Raw genomic sequence first — 19,798 nt, 5'->3', positions numbered from 1 at the left:
GGCCCCGGCCCTGCTCGGCGAGTCAGGCCCGTCGGCCCTTCCAGCAGGTGGCCACATGGTCGTCCACCAGGCCCATGGACTGCAGGTAGGCGTACATGATCGTGGGCCCCACGAACGTGAAGCCCCGCTTCTTGAGGGCTTTGGACAGGGCCTCGGCCTCGGGGCTCACGGCGGGCACCTCTGCCAGGGTCTTCGGATGGTTCACCTTCGTCCTCCCGTCCACGAAGGCCCACAGGAAGGCGTCGAAGCTGCCGCACTCCTTCTGAACGGCCAGAAAGGCCTGTGCGTTCTTCCGGGCCGAGAAGACCTTGAGCCGGTTCCGGACGATCCCCGGGTCCTGGAGGACGGACTCCAGCTCGGCGTCCGTCATGGCGGCGACCTTCGCAGGATCGAGGCCTTGGAACAGTCTCCGGTAGGCCTCCCGCTTGCGCAGGACGGTGATCCAGCTCAGCCCCGCCTGGGCCCCCTCCAGCACCAGCTTCTCGAAGAGGCGTCGGTCATCGTGCTGGGGAACGCCCCACTCCTCGTCGTGGTAGGCCACGTAGAGCGGGTCTGTCCCGCACCACCCACAGCGAATCTTCCCGTCCATGCCTTCGTCCCTCCCCTACAAAAACAGGGCGGCGACGCCGCCCTGTTTTTCGCATGAACCTCAGGAAGCTTAAGCCTCCACCACCGTCGCCTTGATGATGCGGTCGTTGGCGCGGATGGCCTGGACCACCTTGATGTCGGCGTCGGAGGCGCACTGGCCGAAGACCGTGTGCACGCCATCGAGGTGCTGGACATTGCGACGGTCGCCGTTCACCACGAAGAACTGGCTGCCGCCGGTGTCCTTGCCGGCGTGGGCCATGGAGAGGGCGCCCAGCTTGTGCTGGTGGGGGTTGCCGGCGGTCTCGCACTTGATCTTCCAGCCGGGGCCGCCGGTGCCGGGCATGCCCGAGGCGCCGGGACGGGTGTTGGGGCAGCCGCCCTGGATGACGAAGTCGGGAATGACGCGATGGAAGGCCAAGCCGTCGTAGAAGCCCGATTCGATGAGCTTCACGAAGTTGGCCACGGTGCCGGGGGCCTCCTTGGGGAAGAGATCCAGGTTGATGTCGCCCTTGTCGGTCTGGAACAGCACACGGGTCATGGTTCACCTCTCTGCGTCAAACCACCAGAATAGAAGGCGGATCTCCCGGAGTCAGCATGAACTTCCTGCGCGCCCTGCCCTGCCTCTTCCTGGCCTTCGGCCTCCGGGCCCAGGCCCCGGGGCTCGAGGCCGTGGTCCGCGGGGGCGGAGACCTCACCCTCGATGGGATCCCTTATCGCCTGGAGCTGGCCTCCGTGGCCTCCATTCCGGCCCGGTCGGGCCTGCCGCCCCTGATCCGCCTGACAGGCCGTCTGGTCCCCGAGGAGCCCGCCCGCGCCTTCGACCTGGAGCTGAGCGTCCTCAAGAACGGTACTCTCTACCTGCTGCGTGTGGTGCGCCAGAAGTCCGGCGGTTACCCCGACTCCTGGGCCGCCACGGGAAAGACCCGGGTGCGGTTCACGCGGCTGGAAGACCGCAGCGGGGGGCGGCTGGAGCTGGCCTGCTCCGGTCCACTGACCGGCGTCATCGGCCGGAAGCCCAGGAACGCCACCTGGCACGGCTCCCTCTGGGCCGAGCTGCCCTGAGACCTCGGGGCCGTTGATCGCATATCATCAAAGGTTCCGGAGGTTTCATGAAGCTCCACCCCCTCGTTCCCGCCCTCGTGCTGCTGGGATCCGTCTCCTTCCTGGGTTGCCGCAAGATGCCCCTGACGCCCAAGACGCCCATCCCTGCGGGAACGGTCGTGTTCCGCTTCACGCGGAAAGTGCAGGGCCCGGTGGAGCTGAGTCTTGACGGAGCCCGCATCCCGGTCCAGCAGCTGCCCAAAGGGGCCACCAGTCTCATCGTGAAGGGCCTCGCCTCCGGCAAGCACCGCTTCTTCCTCACCAGCCAGCACGAGACCTTCAGCCCCGATCTCGGCGAGCTGGACATGGCTGGAGACAAAGGCCTCTACCAGATCACGCTGGTCCAGAAGCTGGATGCCGTCCTCTACGGCAAGCCGGATCCCCTGCCCACCGCCGAAGGGCTCCCCGGGGTGACCGCGGCCCTCGCCAGGTAGTGATGGCGCTGGTGGCCCGCACCCGTCGGGCGAACCTCACCGCAGACCTCATCATCGGAGGGCGGGGGACCCTGATGGACCGGTTCCTGGCCGCGGGCCTGCCCGTGGCTTCGGCCTGCTCAGGCCGGGGAGCCTGCGCCCGGTGTGTGGTCACGATCCTGAGCGGCGCCGCCCACCTGACGCCGCCCCGCCCCCATGAATCCCAGACGTTGGCTCGCAACGACGCAGGACCGGACCAGCGGCTCAGCTGCCAGTGCCAGATCACGGATCCGACCTCTGAGGTCCTTGCCACGACGGGCTACTGGTGACACGCGGGGCCTGGTTGTCCCTGGGCACCCTGCCCCTCCTGGCTGTGGGGGGATTCATGGCATGGAAGTCCCGGGCCGTCGCCAGAGAGCTGGTGGACCCGCCCTTCTACCGTCCCCAGCCTCTGTCGCGGGTGGAGGCCACCTACCGGGAGCTCGCCACTGGCGGGGATGGAGACCCCGGCGGCGTCTGGTCCTCCGAGGAAGTGGACGGCCTCCAGCTCTGGCAACTCCATCGACGCGCGCACTCCCCCGGCATCGTGCTGCTCCTCCACGGGTTCGGAGATGATCGCTGGGGAACGAGCCCGGCCCTGAAGTGGTTCCCGGAACTCGATGCGGCGATCTTCACCTATCGGCGGCGGGACGACGCCCTGCGTGCGGGCAGCGCAGCCCCCGCTGTGACCTTCGGCGTGAGCGAATCCCAGGAGGTGGTCCGCATGGTCCACCACCTGGAGGCCTCAGGCATCCCCCGCCGGAGGATCCTCCTCATGGGCCGGAGCCTGGGCGCCTCCGTGGGCCTCCTGGCCCTGGCGGACTTGGAGCGGGAGGGCCGCGGGCCCCTCGCCGGCCTGGTGTGGGAAGGGGCCCCCGCCAGCAGCCGCAGCTTCGCGGAGCGCCTGGTGCGCGGACCGGCGGACCGGTGGTGGCACCTTCTGGCTCCCCCCATCGGGGCCCTGGCCAGCCGAGGTGCGGGCCACATGGGCGGCTATGATCCCGCGGACACGGATCTGCTGCGCCGCACCAAGGGCCTCCGCTTCGCCACGCCCAGCCTCTGCTTTCTCGCCACCCAGGACCGCTTGGCCCCTCCCGAGGTGCAGCGGGCCATGGCCGCCCGATTCCTCACCAGCCAGGTGATCGAAGTGCCGACCTGGCACCTCCACTGCTCCGAGGTGCTGGGCCCCCGGTATGCCGGAGCCATCCGCGAGGCCACGGACGCCTGGTTCCGGAATGAGGAAGGGGGCCGCTGAGGGCCCCCTTTCCAGGTCGCGACGGATGGACGGGCTAGTCTTCCTCGTGGGCCGCGACCGTGGCGCGCAGCAGCTTGGGCGTGATGCGCTGGACGATGGGCTCGAAGACCTTGTTCACCAGCTCCTCGTCGTACTGGACCTCGGCGCCGGTGCCCGCCACCTTCACGCTGGTGTCGTTGACCTTGTCCTCGTCCTTCCAGGCGCCCAGGATCTCCCCGGTCTCCACTTCGATGAGACGGATGTCCAGACGGCCTGAGAACGAGGCCTTCTTCACGTTCACGCTGCCGGCCACCGCGCCGGCCGTGCTGTCGCCCGTGAGCTTGCCCACCAGGGCGCCCACGCCCCAGCCGGTGCCGAAGCCGCCCTCCTTGTAGGCGAAACGGGTGACCTTGCCGGTCATCACGTACTTCACGCCCAGCAGCTTGCCGATCTTCTGGACCGTGCTTGTGTCCACCTCGCCGCTCTGCTGGAAGTTCAGCTCCTCGCGGATCTCGGAGAGCCGCTCGCGCTCGATGACGCGGATCTTGCCCCGGCCCTTCTCCATGATCTCCGTGGTGAAGAGGTCGCGCAGCTGGTTGGAGATGGTGCCCATCTGGTTGCCCCAGCCGCCGAAGCGCCAGCCGTGCCAGGCATCCGGTGCGGCCTTGAATTCGAGAATGGCGATGCGGGGCAGCTTGGCCTTCTCTTCCTTGGAGAGTTTCTTCTGGGCAAGGGCCGGCGTGGCGACAGCCAGGGTGGCCAACAAGGCCAGGAGCAGCTTGCGGAAACGCATGGGGACTCCGAGGGTGGGGGTAGTTGGCTATTCGTCGATCAGCTTGCTGCGAAGCTCCTTGCCGAGCTTGAAATAGACCACACGCTTCGGCGGCACCTGGATGCTCTCGCCGCTGCGGGGGTTCCGGCCCTGCCGGGCCCGCCGGTCCCTCAGGCGGAAGCTGCCGAACCCGCGGAGTTCCACCCCTTCGCCGGTCCGGAGGGACTCGATGATGCTCTCCAGGAACGTGTTCACCAGGAGATCCGCATCCTTCTTTCCCAGTTCGAGCCGCTCCATCAAGTGCCGGGAGAGGTCAGCTTTGGTGAGGGTCTCCATCGCTTCCATGGGAACTCCGAAGGGGGTGAGGGCTCAGGTGGCTTGAAGGCAGTCCTCAATAAATCCCCATCCATGCCTCCCGGTCAAGGGGGATATCTTCACCCATTTGAAAAAAAGGGGGGCGATGCCCCCCTTTGGCCAAGCCATCGGGCAGATCAGTCCATGAGCCATTCGAGGAGGAACCGGGGGCCCTCGCCGCTGGCGCCGTGGGTCCGGTAGTCCCGTTCCTTGCCCGACCAGCTGCCGGCAAGATCCACGTGCGCCCATGAGGCGTCGCCCACGAATTCCCGGAGGAAGAGACCGGCGGTGATGGTGCCGCCCCACCGGATGCCGGTGATGTTCTTCAGGTCGGCCAGCGGGCTCTTCAGCAGCTCGGCATACTCCTCCACCAGCGGCAGCTGCCAGAGATGCTCACCCGCGGCGCTGCCGGCATCCAGCAGGCGGTCCACCAGCTTCTGGTCCGTGCCCATGACCGCTGACACGCCATCGCCCATGGCCACCAGGGCCGCCCCAGTGAGGGTGGCCAGATCCACCACGTGATCCGCGCCCAGTTCCCCGGCGTAATGGAGGAGGTCCGCCAGGACGAGCCGGCCCTCGGCATCCGTGTTGAGGACCTCGATGGTCTTGCCGCTGCGGCTGCGGAGGACGTCCCCGGGCTTGTAGCTGGTGCCCGAAGGCATGTTCTCCACCAGGCCCATGAGCCCAGTCACCTGGACCGGGATCTCCAGCTGGGCACAGGCGGCCAGGGTCGCGAGCACGATGGCCGCGCCGGTCATGTCGTCCTTCATGGTCTCCATGCCTGATGCGTCCTTGAGGGACAGGCCGCCGGAGTCGAAGCAGACGCCCTTGCCCACCAGCACCACGTGCTTCTTGGGCTTCTCCTTGGGCTTGTACTCGAGTTTCACCACCCTCGGGGCGCGCGGGCTCCCCTGCCCGACCGCCAGGACCGAACGGAAGCCACCCTTTTCCAGGGCGGGAACATCCAGCACCTCACAGTGGAGCTTGTGCTGCTTGGCCAATTTCACGGCCATTTCGGCGAACACTTCAGGATAGAGATCGCCCGCGGGGGTGTTGGCCAGGTCACGGACGCGATGGCAGGCGGCCACGCCGGCCTCGATGGCAGGCAGCTTGCGGCGGGCCTTCCGGGTATCGTCGCCGTTGGTGAAGATCTCGATGGACGAGAACTGCTTCGGGTCCTGTTTCCCGCCCTTGAACGTCACGAGGTCGTAGTTCGCGAGCAGCGTGCCCTCGGCCACGGCGGCCTGCACGGCGTCGTGGTCCAGGGTGGACGTGGATGGCGAGAGCACGCCGATCTTCTTCCACTTCTTCTTGAGGCAGAAGCGACCAGCGGTTCCCACCGCCTTCCGGATCTTGTTGAGCGTGACCTTCTCTTCGTCGCCGAGGCCGACAAGCACCATCCAGCGGCTCTCCTTGACGCCATTGGGATGATGAAGCGGCACAACTTCGAGATAGTCCGCCTTGAAATCCTCTTCATCCATCACCTGGCGCGCGACCTTGCTGATGGCAAGTGGCAGGCGATGGCGTTCACGCCCCGAGAACACGGGGACGATCAATGCGTCTCCCGCGAAGTCCTTACCCGTCTGTGAGCTGATATCCACTGAAGGCATGGAGGTTCCTCCTGGCCCAAGAGCCTAGGTCCTGATCGAAAAAAAGAAAAGCCTGTTTTTCGTCATTATTTGTCATGAACATCTGATTTATTAGCTGCAACTTTTTCAACACTAGCCATTAGAAGGAATTCCGGCCTCCAGTGGGATGATGTCCTCCATGGACCTCACCCCCCGGCACCGCCGGCCCATCCCTCTTCCCGGCCCCTGGCCCGACTGCGCCCAGGACCTGCTGAGGCGCGGGGCCGCCTGGCTCCATACCGGCTGCACCGGGGACGGGCTCCTCGGTCTGCCGGGGGGGCCGATCCTGGCTTCCCGGTGGTCCGGCGCCGCCTGGGCCAGCCGCCTGGATGGCAGGCCCTGGCCGGGGTCCCCCTGGGAAGCCCTGGAAGCGGCGCTTCCGGAACACCCCGGACCCTGGATCGGCGCGGCCTCCTTCGAGCTGGCCTGCGATGAGGCTTCGCTGCCCCGCCAGGAGTGCGCTCCCGGCACCCTGGGTCAGCATTGGCAGGGCATCCAACAGGCACTGCACGTCCAGAACGGAGAAGCCGAGCTGTGGTCCTGGAGCGAGGTGCCCCCGGACCCGGAGGCCTGGACATCCTTTCTCCGCCCCGGGGCCCCTTCCGAATCACCGTCCTTGAGCCTCCAGGCCCGCTGGACCGAGGCCGAACATCGGGCTGCCGTGGAAACGATCCGAGAGCGCATCCTCGAGGGTGGCTTCTATGTGACCAACCTCTGTGTTCCCTTTGATTCCATCTATCCAGGAGATCCCGTGGACCTGGCCCTGGGGGCCTTCAGGCGGGCCCGCCCGCCCTTCGGCGCCCTGCTGGACCTGGACGGCCTCCGGCTCCTCTCCTTGAGCATGGAGGGGCTCCTGTCTCGCCGGGGGAAACGGATCTGGTCCCAGCCCATCAAGGGCAGCGTTCCCCTGACGGGCGATGCGCCGCAGGACCAGCTCGCCGCCGAGGCCCTGGCCGCGGATCCCAAGGAGCGGGCCGAGCACACGATGATCGTGGACCTGGTGCGCAACGACCTGGGCCGCGTGGCGCGGACCGGCACCGTCACGGTGAGCCGCCCCATGCGCGTGGAACGCTACCCCACCGTCCAGCACCTGGTGAGCACGGTGGAAGCCGAGGCCCGTCCGGGGCTGGGACTGACCGACCTGCTTCGTGCGGTCCTCCCCGGCGGCAGCGTCACGGGGGCTCCCAAGCAGGCTGTCTGTGCGCATCTGGCCCGGACCGAGGCGGCGCCCCGGGGGTTCTATTGCGGGGCCCTCGGGTGGATCGCCCCCAACGGCGACCTCGACCTCGCCCTGCCCATCCGCACCGCCCAGATCCGCGGCGAAGCCCTTACCTACTGGGCCGGAGGGGGCATCACCCGGCGCAGCGACCCGGCCCGCGAGTGGGCGGAACTGTTCCTCAAGACGCGGGCGCTGACGGGGTGAGCGGGGTCCCAGCTCAAAAAGGGGGAAGACTTCCACGAAGGACACGAAAAAATCGCGTCCTTCGAATGCCAGCAGAGCTCTTCGGGGAGGCTTATCAGGACGAAGCGAAACTCGCCTCAGGCGGCGCTGGCCCGCTTCAGCAGCTCTTCGAAGCGCTCGAAGAGGTGGGCCCTGGGGCCCTTGGGCTGGCGCTTGAGGACCATGCCCGCCTGATCGGGGGTGCGTCCCCCCTTGTTCTGGTTGCAGATGAGGCAGCACCCCACCAGGTTCTGCCAGGTGGTGGAGCCGCCCTGGCACAGGGGGACGACGTGATCCACGGTCGTGGCCTTCCGCTGGCACCCTTCGTACTGGCAGAGGTAGTGATCCCGGCGCAGGACACGGCGCTCCAGCCGCCCGATGAGAAGCTTGGAATCGCTGCAGGCCTGAACGTTCGGGAAGATGATGAGTTCGAGACTCCCCTCCAGGCTCCCGTGCCGCTCGAAGGTGGCGGGGTTGAGCACGTGGGCGCGGCCCGCCACCACGGCGCAGAGGGCGCGCCTTCGGCTCACTTCCTGCATCGGGACATAGTTCCGGTCGACGGCAATCACCTCACCTGCCCCGTGACGTTCCCGGCCCTTCAGCATCACACCCCCGGATTGGGCCGTATCCTAAGACATTCCTCTGATTTGTGAAGTGAATTATTCTGCTTGATTGGATAAATAAGGCATAGATGATTTCTGGAGCTCCAGTGACAGGCCCGCAGGGCCGACCTCCGGAGCCGCCTCCACGCCGGCAAGCTTCTTTTCCATCTGGTCCCGCCGGGCCGCGACATCCCCCAGCTTGCCGCTGGCCTCCTCCAGCTTCCTCTGGACCGTCGCGAGGGCCGCGCCGAAGCGGCCGAACTCCGCCTTCACCTGGCCGAGCACCTTCCAGATCTCGCTGGTCTGCCGGCTGATGGCCAGGGTCTTGAAGCCCACTTGGAGGCTGTTGAGGAAGGCCGTGAGGGTCGTGGGACCCACCAGGATGACCTTGCATTCGCGCTGCAATCGCTCGAAGAGGCCCGGACGACGGAGGACCTCCGCGTAGAGTCCCTCGAAGGGAAGGAAGAGCAGCGCGAAGTCCGTGCTGCTCGGCGGCGCGATGTACTTGTCGCGGATGTCCCGGGCCTGGGAGAGCAGCCGGATCTCCAGGGCCTTGCCGGCAGCCTCCATGGCGACGAGGTCGCCGGTTTCGTAGGCTTCGGTGAGGCGCTGGTAGTCCTCCAGGGGGAACTTGGCGTCGATGGGAAGCCAGACGGGACCGCTCTCGTCAGGTCCAGGCAGCTTCACCGCGTATTCGACCACCTCCGGGGACCTCGGGCGGATGTGGACATTGGCCTGGTACTGCCCCGGCGACAGGAACTGCTCCAGCAGGGCTCCCAATTGCGCCTCGCCCAGGACACCCCTGGCCTTTACATTGGTCAGGGCCCGCTTGAGCCCGCCCACGTCCTGGGCCAGTCCCTGCATCTCACCCAGGCCGCGCTGAACTTGCTCCAGCCGCTGGGCGACCAGGTTGAAGCTCTCGCCCAGGCGCTTCTCCAGGGCCTCGTGCAGCTTCTCGTCCACGGTGCGGCGCATCTGCTCGAGCTTCGCCTCGTTGGCCGCCTGGATGGCGTCGAGCCGCTCCTGGACCTGCTGCTGGACCTGCCCGAGCTGGGCCGCCTGTTCAGCGCGGGAGGACCGCAAGGCTTCCTGGATCGTGGCCGAAAGCAGGCGGAACCCTTCCGCCAGCTTCTCGGCCTGAGCCGTCCGGAGCTCCCCGAGCTCCGCCAGCAGAGGCCTGATCTGGGCCGCGAGCGCCTGGTGCGATTCGGCACGGTCCCTGGAAGCCAACTCCTCGGCGTGGCGTCGCAGCGCTTCGAAGGGCGCAGGATCGGGGGGAGTCCGGCGCATGGCCGACCACGCGGCGAAGAGAGCCGCCAGACAGGCCATGAGGGAGAGGGCGAGGGAAAGGCTCATGCCCCATCATCGTCCGCTGGATCCGTCAGGGTATGTCCATTCGGCCCAACGCCCTTCGCCCTCGGGAACCAGCACTAGCTCGGCCACCCAGTCCGTGGGCCAGGGGCCGTCCTGGCCCGCCCACTCAACCACCAGCCGGTCCCCGGGTCCGATGGTCTCCTCGAGCCCCAGAGCCCAGGCGCCTTCAGGGCCCGGCCGGTAGAGATCCAGGTGGAAGAGGCGCCCCTCCGGCAGATCGTAGCGGTGGAGCACGGCATAGGTGGGCGAGGCCACCTCCTCCGGGTCGCCGCCCAACCCCCGCAGGAAGCCCCGGGTCCAGGTGGTCTTGCCCGCGCCCAGCTCGCCCCGCAGCAGCCAGGTTCCGCCCGGCGGCGTGACCTGGGCCAGGGCCTCGCCCAGGGCCTCGGTGGCGGCATCGTCGGCGAGGTACCGCTCAGCCACGCAGCAGCCCCGGCAGCTGGTCCGCCAGGTCCCGCGGCAGCAGGCCCGCCCCCGGTAGAAGATCGGCCGCGGCCCCATGGAACCAGGCGGCGGCGGCCACGGCCTCGCGCATGGGCAGGCCCTGGGCGCGGAAGCCCGCCACCATGCCCGCCAGCAGGTCTCCGCTTCCGCCGGTGGCCAGACCGGGATGGCCTGTGGGATTGATCCACAGGTCCTCGCTGGCGCCACCGGCCAGCACGCTCTGGGCACCCTTGAGCAGCAGGACGCCTGGCTTTCCGGCGGCCACCTGGCGGGCCTGGGCCAGGCGCTCATCCATCAGCAACGGCCGGGGCAGCCGGAACAGGCGCGCGAACTCGCCGGGATGCGGCGTGATGGCCGTGCCAGGGCGTTCCATCCAGCGTCCCCCTTCACCTTCCTTCAGGGCTGACGCGTCCAGAACCAGGGGCCCGTCCCATTCGGGCACCTGGGAGATGCCCCCTGGACCGGCGAGGAGGACATCGGCCTCGGGTGGCACGCTCCCCTGCCAAGGCCGCACCATGGCCTCGGGCACCTGGGCGGCCACCTCGGCGCGAACGTCAGGATCCGTCAATACGGTTACGAGGCCCGCGCCCACGCGCAGGGCCCCCAGGGCCGAGAGCACGGCGGCACCGCTCATGCCCAGGCTGCTCGCGCGGATGGCCACATGCCCGAAGCTGCCCTTGTGGGCGTCCCAGGCGCGCGGCGGGAGCGCGGGACGCTCCAGAAGCTGCAGGGCGGCCGTGGGCGTCCGATCGAGGGGAATGGGCACCACGGTGATGTCGCCGCAGGCCTCCCGCGCGGGCATCAGTCCGTGACAGACCTTGCGGTGCCCGAAGCAGGCCGTCCGCGTCGCGCGGACGGCTTCGCCCGGGATCTCCGCAGAACTGGGGTCCAGGCCGGAGGGCAGGTCCAGGGCGAGCACCGGAAGGCCGGACGCGTTCAGGGCCCGCGCCCAGGCCAGGGCCGCCCCCTCCAGAGGCCGCGAGGTACCCAGACCGAAGAGCCCATCCACCACCCACCCGCGCCAGAGCTGCATGGCCTCGGTGGGGGCCGCCGAGGTGCGGATTTCGCCACCGAGGCCCTTCCAGAGGCGGGCCTGGTGGGCCGCGTCGCCGCGCCACCCCGGCTGCGCCGATGGGGACCACACGGACACCTCCCGGCCCTCCAGGCGCGCGAGGCGAGCCAAGGCCAGGGCGTCGCCGCCGTTGTTGCCCGGGCCCGCCAGCACATGCACGGGTTCGCCTGCGGGAATCAGGGCCAGGGCTCCGAGGGCCGCATGCTCCTGGAGCACCAGGGACGGGATGCCCCAGCCTTCGATGGCCTGGCGCTCCGCGGCCCGCATGTCGTCGGCGGTGAGGAGGGGAATCATGGGAGCAGTCTAAGGCTCTTCAGCCAGATATGCCCGCAGTGCCTTCGGATAGAGTTCCATCTCCGCCGCATAGACCCGCCTCTGGAGATCCTCGGGGGTGTCGCCAGGAAGGACGGGGACGCGCATCTGGTCCAGGATCCGGCCATGGTCGTACTCGGCATCCACCAGATGCACGGTGGCCCCGGACTCGGCTTCGCGGGCTTCCAGCACAGCCCGGTGGACGTGCATGCCGTACATGCCAGGTCCGCCGAACCGGGGCAGAAGGCCCGGGTGGATGTTGAGGATCCGCCCCTCCCAGCGCCGGGGCACCGTCAGCTTCTTCAACCACCCGCAGAGGCAGATGACCTCCGCCCCGGCCTGTTCCGCCCGTCCGTAGCAGGCCTCCGAGAACGCCTCGTCCGAATCGAAATCCTTCCGTATGACCGCGACCGTGGGCAAACCCTCCGCCTCGAGCCGGGGGATGCCCCCGGCCTTGGCGGTGGAGGCGAGGCCCAGGACCGGAACGGCGGGCACACGGCCTTCCTGGCAGGCCCTGAGCAGGTTCAGGGCGTTGCCGCCGGTCCCGGAGATGAAGAGCGCGATCCGTTTCACTGGAGGGCCGTCAACACCGCCACGTCCGCGATGTCCTGGGGGCTGCATCCGCGGCTGAGGTCGTTGGCCGGGCGGGCCAGCCCCTGGAGCAGCGGACCCAGAGCCACGGCGCCGCCCAGGCGCTCCGTGAGCTTGTAGGAGATGTTCCCCGCGTCCAGGTCAGGGAACACCAGGACGTTGGCCCGGCCCGCCACCGGTGAGCCCGGCGCTTTCCGCTGGCCTACGGAGGCCAGGAGCGCGGCGTCCGCCTGCAACTCGCCATCCACGGCGAGGTTCGGCGCCCGCTCCTTGATGAGAGCCAGGGCGGCACGCACCTTGTCCACCCGGGCGTGCTCGGCGGAACCACGGGTGGAGAAGCTCAGGAGGGCCACGCGGGGCTCCACGTCCAGCACCCGGCGGGCATTCTCCGCCGAGGCCAGGGCGATGTCCGCCAGCTGTTCGGGTGTCGGATCCGGCACCACGGCGCAATCCGCGAAGATCATGGCGCCCTGCTCGCCGAAGGCGGTATCGGGATGGATCATCAGGAAGAAGCTGGAGACGGTCTTGATGCCGGGCGCGGCGCCGATGGCCTGGAGGCAGGCGCGCACCGTTTCCGCGGTGGTGTTCAGGGCGCCCGCCACCATGCCGTTGCAGGAACCCGCCTGAACCATCATGGCCCCGAACCAGAGTGGGTTCTTCACGGCCTCCAGCGCCTGGGCCTCCGTGATGCCCTTCGACTTGCGGCGCTCGAAGTAGGCCCCGGCCAACTCGGGCAACAGGGCGCTGGCGAGGGGATCCACCATCGCCGCCCCCTTCAGGGAGAGGCCCTGGGCCGCGCCCCGCTTCGCCATGTCGGTGGGGTCACCCAGCAGGGTGATGCGACCGAGCCCCTGGTCCAGCAACAGCTGGGCGGCCTGGAGGGTCCGGTCGTCCCGGCCCTCGGGCAGCACGATGTGGCGCTTGAGGACCTTGGCGCGATCGCGGAAGCGCGCCATCCAGCGGGCGTGATTGGCGTGGCTCATGGGAGTCTCCGGTGTCGGGTGGAGGGTTTGGGTGAAGGCGGGTCCGCCAGGAAGAGATGCGGGTCCTGGCCCGTCCGGTCGCAGAACGTGTCCGCCAGGCTGGGCGCGCCAGAGCTGGGCTCGTCGAGGTACACGGTTTCGACGCGGTGCATGGGCAGGAAGCGGGTGCTGAGGGCCACCTGGTCGGTCTGGCCCGTGCGGACGAGGGTGAGGACCTCCGCCCAGGGCGCGAGGTCGACGCCCCGGATGGCGATGCCCGCGGCCTCGAGCCCCAGGAGCCTGCCCCACACCCGCTCCCGCGGGGAGTGCAGCACCACCACCACGAGATCGCCGGAACGGAAGGGCATGGACAGAGGCATGGGTCGGCTCCAGGTCGATTCTTACAGGGCCGGACCTTCGACGATGAGACGGCCTTCGGTGAAGCCCTCCATCGCCCACCGGGGACCTTCGAATCCGTTGCCGCTGGCCCGCACCCCACCGAACGGGGCCGCATCCAGCCGGAAGGTGGGCGGCAGGTTCAGCAGGACGCCCCCGGCCCGCAGGCTCGCCTCCGCCAGGCGGAGGTGCCGCTGGTCCCGGCTGTAGGCGCTGGCCCGCAAGCCATAGCGCGTGGCGGCGGCCCGGTCGAGGCCCTCCTCGAAGCTGTCCACAGGCGTAAGCACCGTGATGGGGGAGAAAGCCTCCTCGCATTGGAAGGGGTCGTCTTCGGGCAGACCCGCAAGGATGGCGGGCGGCAACAGCGCCCCCTGCCGGGATCCCCGCAGGAGCACTTCGGCGCCCGCAGCCACCGCCCGGTCGAGGCCCTCGTCCATGCGGCGGGCCGTGGCCTCGTCGATGAGGGGACCGACCACGGTGGCGGGATCCATGGGATCGCCCACGGGCATGGCCTTCACGGCCGCCACGAAGGCCGGGGCGAAGGACTCCCAGAGGTTCCGGTGCACATAGATCCGCTGGGCCTTGGAGCAGCTCTGCCCCGCTCCGGCCACGGCGGCGGGCGCCAGCGAGCGCGCCACAGCCGCGGCATCCACCCCTTCATCCACCACCACAGCGCCGTTGCCGCCCAGCTCCAGAAGCAGCCGCTTGCCGGCGAGCACCTGCTCCAGATGCCGCCCTACCCGCTCGGAGCCGGTGAAGCTCACCGCCGCGATGCGCGGATCCTTCGCCATGGCCTCGGCCGAGACTGGATCCGAGGGCGCCAGCTGGAGCAGGCCGGCGGGCGCCCCGGTGCCCCGGCGGGCCGTCTCGAATGTGTCCCACAGCAGCGTCGAGGTGAGAGGCGCCTGGGGGCAGGGCTTCCAGATGGCGCTGCAGCCCGCGGCCAGGGCCGGTCCAAGCTTGTGGACCGCCAGGTTCACGGGGAAGTTGAAGGGCGTGATCGCCAGGACGGGTCCTACGGGGAAGCGCCGGAAAATCGCCCGGCAGCCATCCGCGCCGGCCATCAGGTCGTAGGGCACCGCCTCCTCCCCGAAGGTCCCGATCGCCTCGGCGGTTGCCCGGAGGGTCGCCTCGGCCCGGCCCACCTCGCCCCGCGCCAGGGTGATGGGCTTGCCGGTCTCCTGGGTCAGGAGACGCGCGAGTTCCTCTCTCGCGTGGCCCACCTCCCCGAGCCAGGCGTCGATGAGCCGCCTGCGCTCCAGGCGGGAGGCGGCCCGCCAGGCGTCGAAGGAGCTCAGGGCCGCTTCCACCATGCGTTCCCCCGCCGCTGTCACCATGGTCATCCCCCCCCTGGAAGGCCCAGGCTGCGCCCCGCCTCAATCCAGATTAACCCCGGCTGGGGAGCATGCGATTTGAGGTCAGTCACATCCGCGCCGACGGGGCATTGGCATGCTGGGCTAGAATCGAAGCCAGGAGCACTCCCATGACCAAGCCACTCGTCCCCGCCGATCTCCTGAAGCAGGTCCAGGCCGCGGACAAGCCGGTTCCAGTGTCCACCACCGGAAAACCGAAGGCCGATGCCCACCCCAAGCCTGTGGTCAAAGCTTCCGCCCGGCCCCAGGGCAAGAGCGGCGTCGCTCATACGCGAATGAGCAACCGCGGGAAATAGGCCCTGCGGGCACAGGTTTCAGAGAACCACCATCGCCAGAGCCGCCACCAGCGAGGCAGCCAGCATGGCGGTCAGGCGCATGCCGAAGGCACGGCCGCCGGAGATCCAAGCGAATCCGGCCTTGGCGAGGGTGTTCGCGCCGATGGCCAGGACGATGGCCAGGACGGCCGTCCGGGAATCCAGGCCGATCGAGTGGACCTGGCTGCTCACCGCCAGGGTAATGGGCGTCACATCCGCCAGTCCTGAGATCCCGGCCGTCACCAGCAGCCCCCGATCCCCGAACCAGGCCCGGGCCGCGGCCGACAGGAGCAAGACCGTGGCCAGGGCCAGGCCCCAGGCCAGGGCGCGTTTCAGGTGGAAGGGGTTGCGCAGGGGCATGTCGTCCGTACCGACACCCAGGCCCTCGCCGGACCGGTACATCCACCAGGTCGCAGCCAGCAAGGTCGCCACCATGGCTGCCATGGGCAGCAGGAGCGGACGGAGGAGACTCCCTCCGCCGACGACTCCCGCGAGGAAGGCCACGCGAACCGCCATGGTGGCGCAAGCCAGCATCACGGCCACCTGGCCGGCGCTCCGCATCGAAGGGTGCTCCCGGGCCTGCCTGGACATGGTGACGGCCACCACCGTCGAACTGACCATCCCACCCACCAGGCCCGTCAGCGCGGCCCCCCGCCTGGATCCCAGCACACGGCTAAGGGCGTACCCCAGAAAATCCACGGACGCCACCAGAGCCACCATCCACCCCACCTTCTGCGGCGAAAGCACGCCCCACGGATCCAGCACCCGGGACGGCAGCAGCGGCAGAAGGATGGCGAAGACGAGGAGCAGCTGCATCGCCGCGATCAGGTCCTCGCGATGGAGCCGGGGGATCCAGGCGCGGATCCAGGGCTTGGACAGCAGGAGCAGGGTCATGATCACGGCCAGCGCCACCGCCAGCAGGGCGTCCCGGGTGAGGAGCATGCCCAGCAGCGGCGCGGCCAGGGCGGCGACCTCCGTGGTCAGCCCGCGGTCCGGCGAACTGTTCCGGAAATAGAAGAGGCCGATCAGGATCGCCGCGAAGGCCTGGACGGCGATGGGCATGGCGAGGCTTCCGCCCCCCACCTTCACCGAAATCCAGCCCAGAAGGGTCAGCAGGGCGAAGGTGCGCGCCCCCAGGGCGCCCTGAAGGCCCTCGACGCGGTCGGTCTCGCGGCGGTTCAGCGCCTCCTGGCTCTCGCGGCTCCGCTCGAACCCGCTGCTCTCCCGCTCCAGCCCCATCATCAGGCCCAGGGCGGCGGCCATGATGGCTTCCTTCAGGGTGGAGAAGTCGAGGGTCAGCATGGTGCGCTCCCGTTGGTCTCTAATCGGCGGGATGCCAGGTTTGGATGTGGCTGATGCGTTTCAGGACTTCGGAGACCAGGCCCGGGGCCTCTGGACCGAGGCTCCTGACCTGGAACTGGTCAGCGCCGGAGAGGTGGACCACATGGACCGCTGCGCCGCCCGGGAAATCCGGATGCAGGCGGAGAGGGCGACCCAGGGACTCGAGATCCAACCCCTCAAGCCAGTCCTCCGGCAGCGGTGCGGTGCGAGCGCCGGGCACCCGTGCGCCGACCTCCCGGGCCTGGACCAGCACCAGGTGCCACCGACCCTCAGCTTTCCCGCGCCAGCACAAGAAGGGGGGAAGGTTGCCGAACCCGATGCCGCCCTTACGGATGTCCGGCCAGGCCCTCAAGGAAGCCAAGCCGGCCGCGTCCGCCGCCTCCATGGCCAGCGCCCCGAGATCCGGCGAGGCGGGGGGAATCCAGGGTTCCACGCTCCACATGCCGTCGAGCATGGCAGATCGGTTAGGCTGGGCCCATGGGTACGACGCGCCGACTGAAAAGGCCCGAGATGAACAGAGGGGGAAGGCCGTGAATCCCAAGCCCGTCATCGCCACCGGCCAGCAGATCGGCGCCGGTTGGAGCCCCGCCCTGTCCGTGGCCAAGGCCCTCGCCGCCCTGGCCGAGGCCCGCCGAACCGGGGCCGAGGCGGTCTATTGGCTGGCCGACGAAGACCATGATCGGGCTGAGGTGGCGTCCGTCGTCGGCGTGACTGGGGGCCGCCTCGCCCGTCACCGGTTCCGCTTCGACGCGAGGCTGGGCACAGCCACCGGCTGGCTGCCCTGGACCTCCGTCCACCAGGCCGAGGCGGAGGCCCTCTGGGGCCCCGTACCGACGCCCGATGAGCCCACTCTGCGCGGCCATGTCCTGGCCCTGGGTCGGGCTCTCTGGGATCGCGGTCTCCGTCCCTTCTCCCCCACGAACCCCACCGTGCGCCAGCCCATCCAGGCGGAACTGGAGCGCTGGCGGAGCCTTGGCCTGGAAGCCGACCTGGTCCGGCAGGCGGGGCGGCTGGAGGCGGAAGGCGCCCCGCTGCCCCTGGATCCCCGCGTGCAGGCCGCCTGGTTCTCGCTGGACCCCCGGACCGGCCATCGCGAGCGCCTGGACCCCGGCCAAACCCTGCCCGCGGGCCGTTGGCTCAGCCCCGGGGCGGCCATCCGTCCCCTGATGCAGTCCCTGCTGATGCCCGTGGCCGCGGTGGTCCTGGGTCCTTCGGAGCGTGCCTACTGGCGGCTCTGCGAGCCTCTCTGGGAACGCGTGGACCTTCCGGCGCCGAAGATCCTTCCGCGCCCCAGTGTCTACGTGGTGCCGACGGGCTTCCATGCCACCCCGGGCCACCTGGAGGCCCTGCGCCTGGGCGCCTGGGACCGCCTCGCCGCCTGGCCGGGCGAGCTCCCAAGTTCCAAGTTCCAGACCACGAATCCGGACGAAGGGTGGCCGGCCTCCCTCCAGGCCCGATTCCGGCAGGAGCAGGAGCGCACGCGACAGCGACTGGCAAAGCTGGACCGGCGCCTGCACAGGGAAGCGGCCGCAGCCATGGTGGGCGGTGACCCCGAGCGGCTCCGCCAGGCCCTCTTCCCTTTCGGCGCCCCCCAGGAGCGGGTCATCCCGGGCCTCACCTGGCTGAGGAACGAAGCCCTGCTGGAAGCCATCCTGGCGCGCATGGACGGCGCCCCCGTGATCTTGGTGGAGGAACCATGAGCCACGATTTGGATCTGCTCGCCCTTGGCGCCCACCCCGACGACGTGGAAGTCCACGTGGGCGGGATCCTGGCCCTGGCCTCGGATCGGGGGATGAGGGCGGCCATCCTGGATCTCACCAGCGGCGACCTCGGCACCCGCGGTACCGCGGAGACCCGCCGCGCCGAGGCGCAGGAGGCGGCACGAATCCTCGGCGTGACCCGCACGGTCCTCGATTTCCCCGACGGGAGGTTCACGGAGGATGAGGCCTTCCGAATCCGCCTCATGGCGGAGATCCGCCGGATGCGGCCCCGGGTGCTGATCCTCCCCGCCCCGGACGACCGCCACCCCGATCACCGCCGGGCCCATCGCCTGGCCCGGGAAGCCGCCTACTACGCGGGTCTGAAGAACTACCCCTGCCCCGGGACGCCCTGGCGGCCGGAGGCGGTGGCCTGGGCCGGCGGCGAGAACCCGGCCCAGCCGCACCTGCTGGTCGACGTGAGCGCTGTGTGGGCCCGCCGCATGGCCGCCTTCGACGCCTTCGGGAGCCAGTTCAACCAGGATCCCTCCCAGCCCGTCACGCGGATCGCCCATCCCGCCTTCCGCCGAGGTGTCGTGGGCCGGGCCATGCACTGGGGCTCCCTGCGCATGTGCGAATGGGCCGAGGCGCTCTGGTGCGACCTGCCCGTGCCGAAGGCGCTGCTGGAACTCGTGGGACGGCTGGACCCCCCCGCATGAACCGGTTCGAATCCGACCTGTTCGCGCAGATCCAGCGCCGGGGCGATGGCGTCCATGGCCGCGTGCTGGTGGCCTGCTCGGGCGGCGGGGATTCGACCGCGCTCCTCATGCTCCTGTGGACGCTCCGGAAGAGCCTGGACCTGGATCTGGCCGTACTCCACGCGGACCACGGCCTGCGCGCGGAGTCGGGGGAGGATGCGGACTTCGTGCGCCAGCTCTGCCGCGCCCTCAACCTGGATCTCGCCGAGGCCACCCTCGGCGTCAGGGCTCACGCGGATGCCCACCGGCTTGGCCTCGAGATGGCCGCCCGGGCCCTCCGGTGGGATTGGTTCCGCCAGGAAGCCAGGCAGAGCGGCGCGACAGCCGTGGCCACGGGCCACACCCTGGACGACCACACAGAGACCGTCTTCCTGCGCCTGACCCGGGGCGGCGGCCTGGGCTGCCTGCAGCCTCTGGCGCCGCGTCAGGGCCTCCGCTGGTCGCCCCTGGCGGAGATCCGCCGCGCCGATCTGAGGTCCTACCTGGCGGCCCGGGGCATCCCCTGGCGGGAAGACGCCAGCAACGCCGAGCCCTTCACGGCGCGGAACCGCTGGCGGCCCCTCCTCGACACCCTGCGGCGAGAGGCGCCCGACCTGGACCGCCATCTGTTCGAGACCCACCTCCAGGCTGAGGAGGCCAAGCACCTGGCGGGTCTGCTCATCGCTGGCTGGGAGGGCACCCGCTGGTCCATTGCCGATCATGGAATCACCTTCCAGCGAGGCGCGTGGGCCGAGCCGGAGCTGCGCTGGACGCTGGAATGCGCCTTCCGCCGACTCGACTGGCCGCGGGAGGCGGCCCTGTTGCGGGGCCTCGCGCCCTGGCTCGCCGCGCGCCTTGAGAGGGGCCGCAAGCCTTCCTCCTGGGGGAATTTCCATCTGGATTCCGAACCAGAGGGCGATTACGTGCATCTTAGGTTCAGCCGCCTTCCGGGGCCTAGTACACTGGAAGGACACTTGGGCGAAGGCCCGAAGGAGTGACCCTTTGAATTCCAT

General features: G+C 69.4%; 24 protein-coding genes. 9 read left to right on the top strand and 15 right to left on the bottom strand.

Translation table 11 applies throughout. The annotated features are described in order from the left end of the window. Nucleotides 1-22 precede the first annotated feature (22 nt). Both ML539_RS04500 and ML539_RS04495 read right to left on the bottom strand, forming a co-directional pair. Nucleotides 23-589 carry a DNA-3-methyladenine glycosylase I gene (locus ML539_RS04500; RefSeq protein ID WP_243321054.1) on the bottom strand — a complete coding sequence of 189 codons (567 nt, stop codon included), beginning with the start codon at nucleotides 587-589 and terminating at the stop codon, nucleotides 23-25. A 69-nt stretch (nucleotides 590-658) separates the two neighbouring features. Continuing rightward, nucleotides 659-1,126, bottom strand: coding sequence for a peptidylprolyl isomerase (locus ML539_RS04495; protein ID WP_243321052.1), 468 nt, complete (start codon nucleotides 1,124-1,126; stop codon nucleotides 659-661). Between the two features lie 56 nt (nucleotides 1,127-1,182). Between ML539_RS04495 and ML539_RS04490 the strand changes: the two genes are divergently transcribed. From ML539_RS04490 to ML539_RS04475, 4 genes are read left to right on the top strand one after another with little or no spacing between them, the layout of a single operon-like run. Beyond that, the gene (locus ML539_RS04490; RefSeq protein WP_243321050.1) at nucleotides 1,183-1,650 is read left to right on the top strand and encodes a hypothetical protein; all 468 of its coding nucleotides are present in this window, start codon (nucleotides 1,183-1,185) and stop codon (nucleotides 1,648-1,650) included. Between the two features lie 47 nt (nucleotides 1,651-1,697). Next, nucleotides 1,698-2,123, top strand: coding sequence for a hypothetical protein (locus tag ML539_RS04485; RefSeq protein ID WP_243321048.1), 426 nt, complete (start codon nucleotides 1,698-1,700; stop codon nucleotides 2,121-2,123). 11 nt (nucleotides 2,124-2,134) lie between these two features. Further along, entirely contained in the window at nucleotides 2,135-2,431 is a 297-nt protein-coding gene (locus tag ML539_RS04480) for a 2Fe-2S iron-sulfur cluster-binding protein (protein ID WP_243321046.1), read from the top strand. Nucleotides 2,432-2,487: 56 nt separating this feature from the next. Next, nucleotides 2,488-3,396: an alpha/beta hydrolase gene (locus ML539_RS04475; protein WP_243321044.1), complete on the top strand. Its 909-nt coding sequence runs from the start codon at nucleotides 2,488-2,490 to the stop codon at nucleotides 3,394-3,396. Between the two features lie 34 nt (nucleotides 3,397-3,430). On the opposite strand, the gene ML539_RS04470 is transcribed toward ML539_RS04475, so the two are convergent. The 3 genes from ML539_RS04470 to ML539_RS04460 all read right to left on the bottom strand — a co-directional run bounded on the left by ML539_RS04470 (nucleotide 3,431) and on the right by ML539_RS04460 (nucleotide 6,111). Beyond that, nucleotides 3,431-4,168: a CsgG/HfaB family protein gene (locus tag ML539_RS04470; RefSeq protein WP_243315857.1), complete on the bottom strand. Its 738-nt coding sequence runs from the start codon at nucleotides 4,166-4,168 to the stop codon at nucleotides 3,431-3,433. Nucleotides 4,169-4,195: 27 nt separating this feature from the next. Next, complete coding sequence (locus tag ML539_RS04465; protein ID WP_279341050.1) at nucleotides 4,196-4,492, bottom strand: HU family DNA-binding protein; 297 nt, start codon at nucleotides 4,490-4,492, stop codon at nucleotides 4,196-4,198. Between the two features lie 146 nt (nucleotides 4,493-4,638). Then, nucleotides 4,639-6,111 (bottom strand): leucyl aminopeptidase, encoded by a 1,473-nt coding sequence (locus ML539_RS04460; protein WP_243321042.1) that lies wholly within the window; start codon nucleotides 6,109-6,111, stop codon nucleotides 4,639-4,641. 157 nt (nucleotides 6,112-6,268) lie between these two features. Here ML539_RS04460 and ML539_RS04455 point away from each other — a divergent pair, with 157 nt between their 5' ends. After that, on the top strand, nucleotides 6,269-7,552 hold the full coding sequence (locus tag ML539_RS04455; RefSeq protein WP_243321040.1) for an anthranilate synthase component I family protein: 1,284 nt from the start codon (nucleotides 6,269-6,271) through the stop codon (nucleotides 7,550-7,552). Nucleotides 7,553-7,668: 116 nt separating this feature from the next. On the opposite strand, the gene ML539_RS04450 is transcribed toward ML539_RS04455, so the two are convergent. The 8 genes from ML539_RS04450 to ML539_RS04415 form a co-directional block, all read right to left on the bottom strand. After that, on the bottom strand, nucleotides 7,669-8,100 hold the full coding sequence (locus ML539_RS04450; protein WP_243321039.1) for an HNH endonuclease: 432 nt from the start codon (nucleotides 8,098-8,100) through the stop codon (nucleotides 7,669-7,671). Between the two features lie 129 nt (nucleotides 8,101-8,229). Next, on the bottom strand, nucleotides 8,230-9,528 hold the full coding sequence (gene rmuC / locus ML539_RS04445) for a DNA recombination protein RmuC (protein WP_243321036.1): 1,299 nt from the start codon (nucleotides 9,526-9,528) through the stop codon (nucleotides 8,230-8,232). A 6-nt stretch (nucleotides 9,529-9,534) separates the two neighbouring features. Next, complete coding sequence (tsaE, locus tag ML539_RS04440; protein ID WP_243321034.1) at nucleotides 9,535-9,969, bottom strand: tRNA (adenosine(37)-N6)-threonylcarbamoyltransferase complex ATPase subunit type 1 TsaE; 435 nt, start codon at nucleotides 9,967-9,969, stop codon at nucleotides 9,535-9,537. Then, entirely contained in the window at nucleotides 9,962-11,356 is a 1,395-nt protein-coding gene (locus tag ML539_RS04435; protein ID WP_243321033.1) for an NAD(P)H-hydrate dehydratase, read from the bottom strand. The genes tsaE and ML539_RS04435 overlap by 8 nt, the downstream gene beginning before the upstream one ends. A gap of 9 nt (nucleotides 11,357-11,365) precedes the next feature. Next, on the bottom strand, nucleotides 11,366-11,947 hold the full coding sequence (locus tag ML539_RS04430; RefSeq protein WP_243321030.1) for a phosphoribosylglycinamide formyltransferase: 582 nt from the start codon (nucleotides 11,945-11,947) through the stop codon (nucleotides 11,366-11,368). Beyond that, complete coding sequence (gene pta, locus ML539_RS04425; protein WP_243321029.1) at nucleotides 11,944-12,948, bottom strand: phosphate acetyltransferase; 1,005 nt, start codon at nucleotides 12,946-12,948, stop codon at nucleotides 11,944-11,946. Before pta ends, ML539_RS04430 begins: the two co-directional genes overlap by 4 nt. Continuing rightward, nucleotides 12,945-13,307: a hypothetical protein gene (locus ML539_RS04420; RefSeq protein WP_243315894.1), complete on the bottom strand. Its 363-nt coding sequence runs from the start codon at nucleotides 13,305-13,307 to the stop codon at nucleotides 12,945-12,947. Before ML539_RS04420 ends, pta begins: the two co-directional genes overlap by 4 nt. A 21-nt stretch (nucleotides 13,308-13,328) precedes the next feature. After that, nucleotides 13,329-14,666 (bottom strand): aldehyde dehydrogenase family protein, encoded by a 1,338-nt coding sequence (locus ML539_RS04415; RefSeq protein ID WP_243321025.1) that lies wholly within the window; start codon nucleotides 14,664-14,666, stop codon nucleotides 13,329-13,331. 140 nt (nucleotides 14,667-14,806) lie between these two features. Between ML539_RS04415 and ML539_RS04410 the strand changes: the two genes are divergently transcribed. Continuing rightward, a complete protein-coding gene (locus ML539_RS04410; protein WP_243321023.1) occupies nucleotides 14,807-14,992 on the top strand; it encodes a hypothetical protein in 186 nt (61 codons plus the stop codon). An 18-nt stretch (nucleotides 14,993-15,010) separates the two neighbouring features. On the opposite strand, the gene ML539_RS04405 is transcribed toward ML539_RS04410, so the two are convergent. Then, nucleotides 15,011-16,312: an MgtC/SapB family protein gene (locus ML539_RS04405; protein WP_243321021.1), complete on the bottom strand. Its 1,302-nt coding sequence runs from the start codon at nucleotides 16,310-16,312 to the stop codon at nucleotides 15,011-15,013. A 19-nt stretch (nucleotides 16,313-16,331) separates the two neighbouring features. Then, complete coding sequence (locus ML539_RS04400; protein WP_243321020.1) at nucleotides 16,332-16,805, bottom strand: hypothetical protein; 474 nt, start codon at nucleotides 16,803-16,805, stop codon at nucleotides 16,332-16,334. A 76-nt stretch (nucleotides 16,806-16,881) separates the two neighbouring features. Between ML539_RS04400 and bshC the strand changes: the two genes are divergently transcribed. Genes bshC through tilS form a run of 3 tightly spaced genes read left to right on the top strand, consistent with a single transcriptional unit; the run spans nucleotide 16,882 to nucleotide 19,783 of the window. After that, nucleotides 16,882-18,051, top strand: coding sequence for a bacillithiol biosynthesis BshC (gene bshC / locus ML539_RS04395; protein ID WP_243321018.1), 1,170 nt, complete (start codon nucleotides 16,882-16,884; stop codon nucleotides 18,049-18,051). Continuing rightward, nucleotides 18,048-18,767 carry a bacillithiol biosynthesis deacetylase BshB1 gene (gene bshB1, locus ML539_RS04390; RefSeq protein ID WP_243321016.1) on the top strand — a complete coding sequence of 240 codons (720 nt, stop codon included), beginning with the start codon at nucleotides 18,048-18,050 and terminating at the stop codon, nucleotides 18,765-18,767. Before bshC ends, bshB1 begins: the two co-directional genes overlap by 4 nt. After that, nucleotides 18,764-19,783 (top strand): tRNA lysidine(34) synthetase TilS, encoded by a 1,020-nt coding sequence (gene tilS / locus ML539_RS04385; RefSeq protein ID WP_243321014.1) that lies wholly within the window; start codon nucleotides 18,764-18,766, stop codon nucleotides 19,781-19,783. Before bshB1 ends, tilS begins: the two co-directional genes overlap by 4 nt. Nucleotides 19,784-19,798 lie beyond the last annotated feature (15 nt).

Origin of the sequence: Geothrix sp. SG200 (assembly GCF_022808935.1) — a bacterium.
GTDB lineage: Bacteria > Acidobacteriota > Holophagae > Holophagales > Holophagaceae > Geothrix > Geothrix alkalitolerans.
The sequence above is the reverse complement of the archived record's forward strand: the minus strand, read 5'-3'. Positions and strand labels throughout refer to the sequence as shown.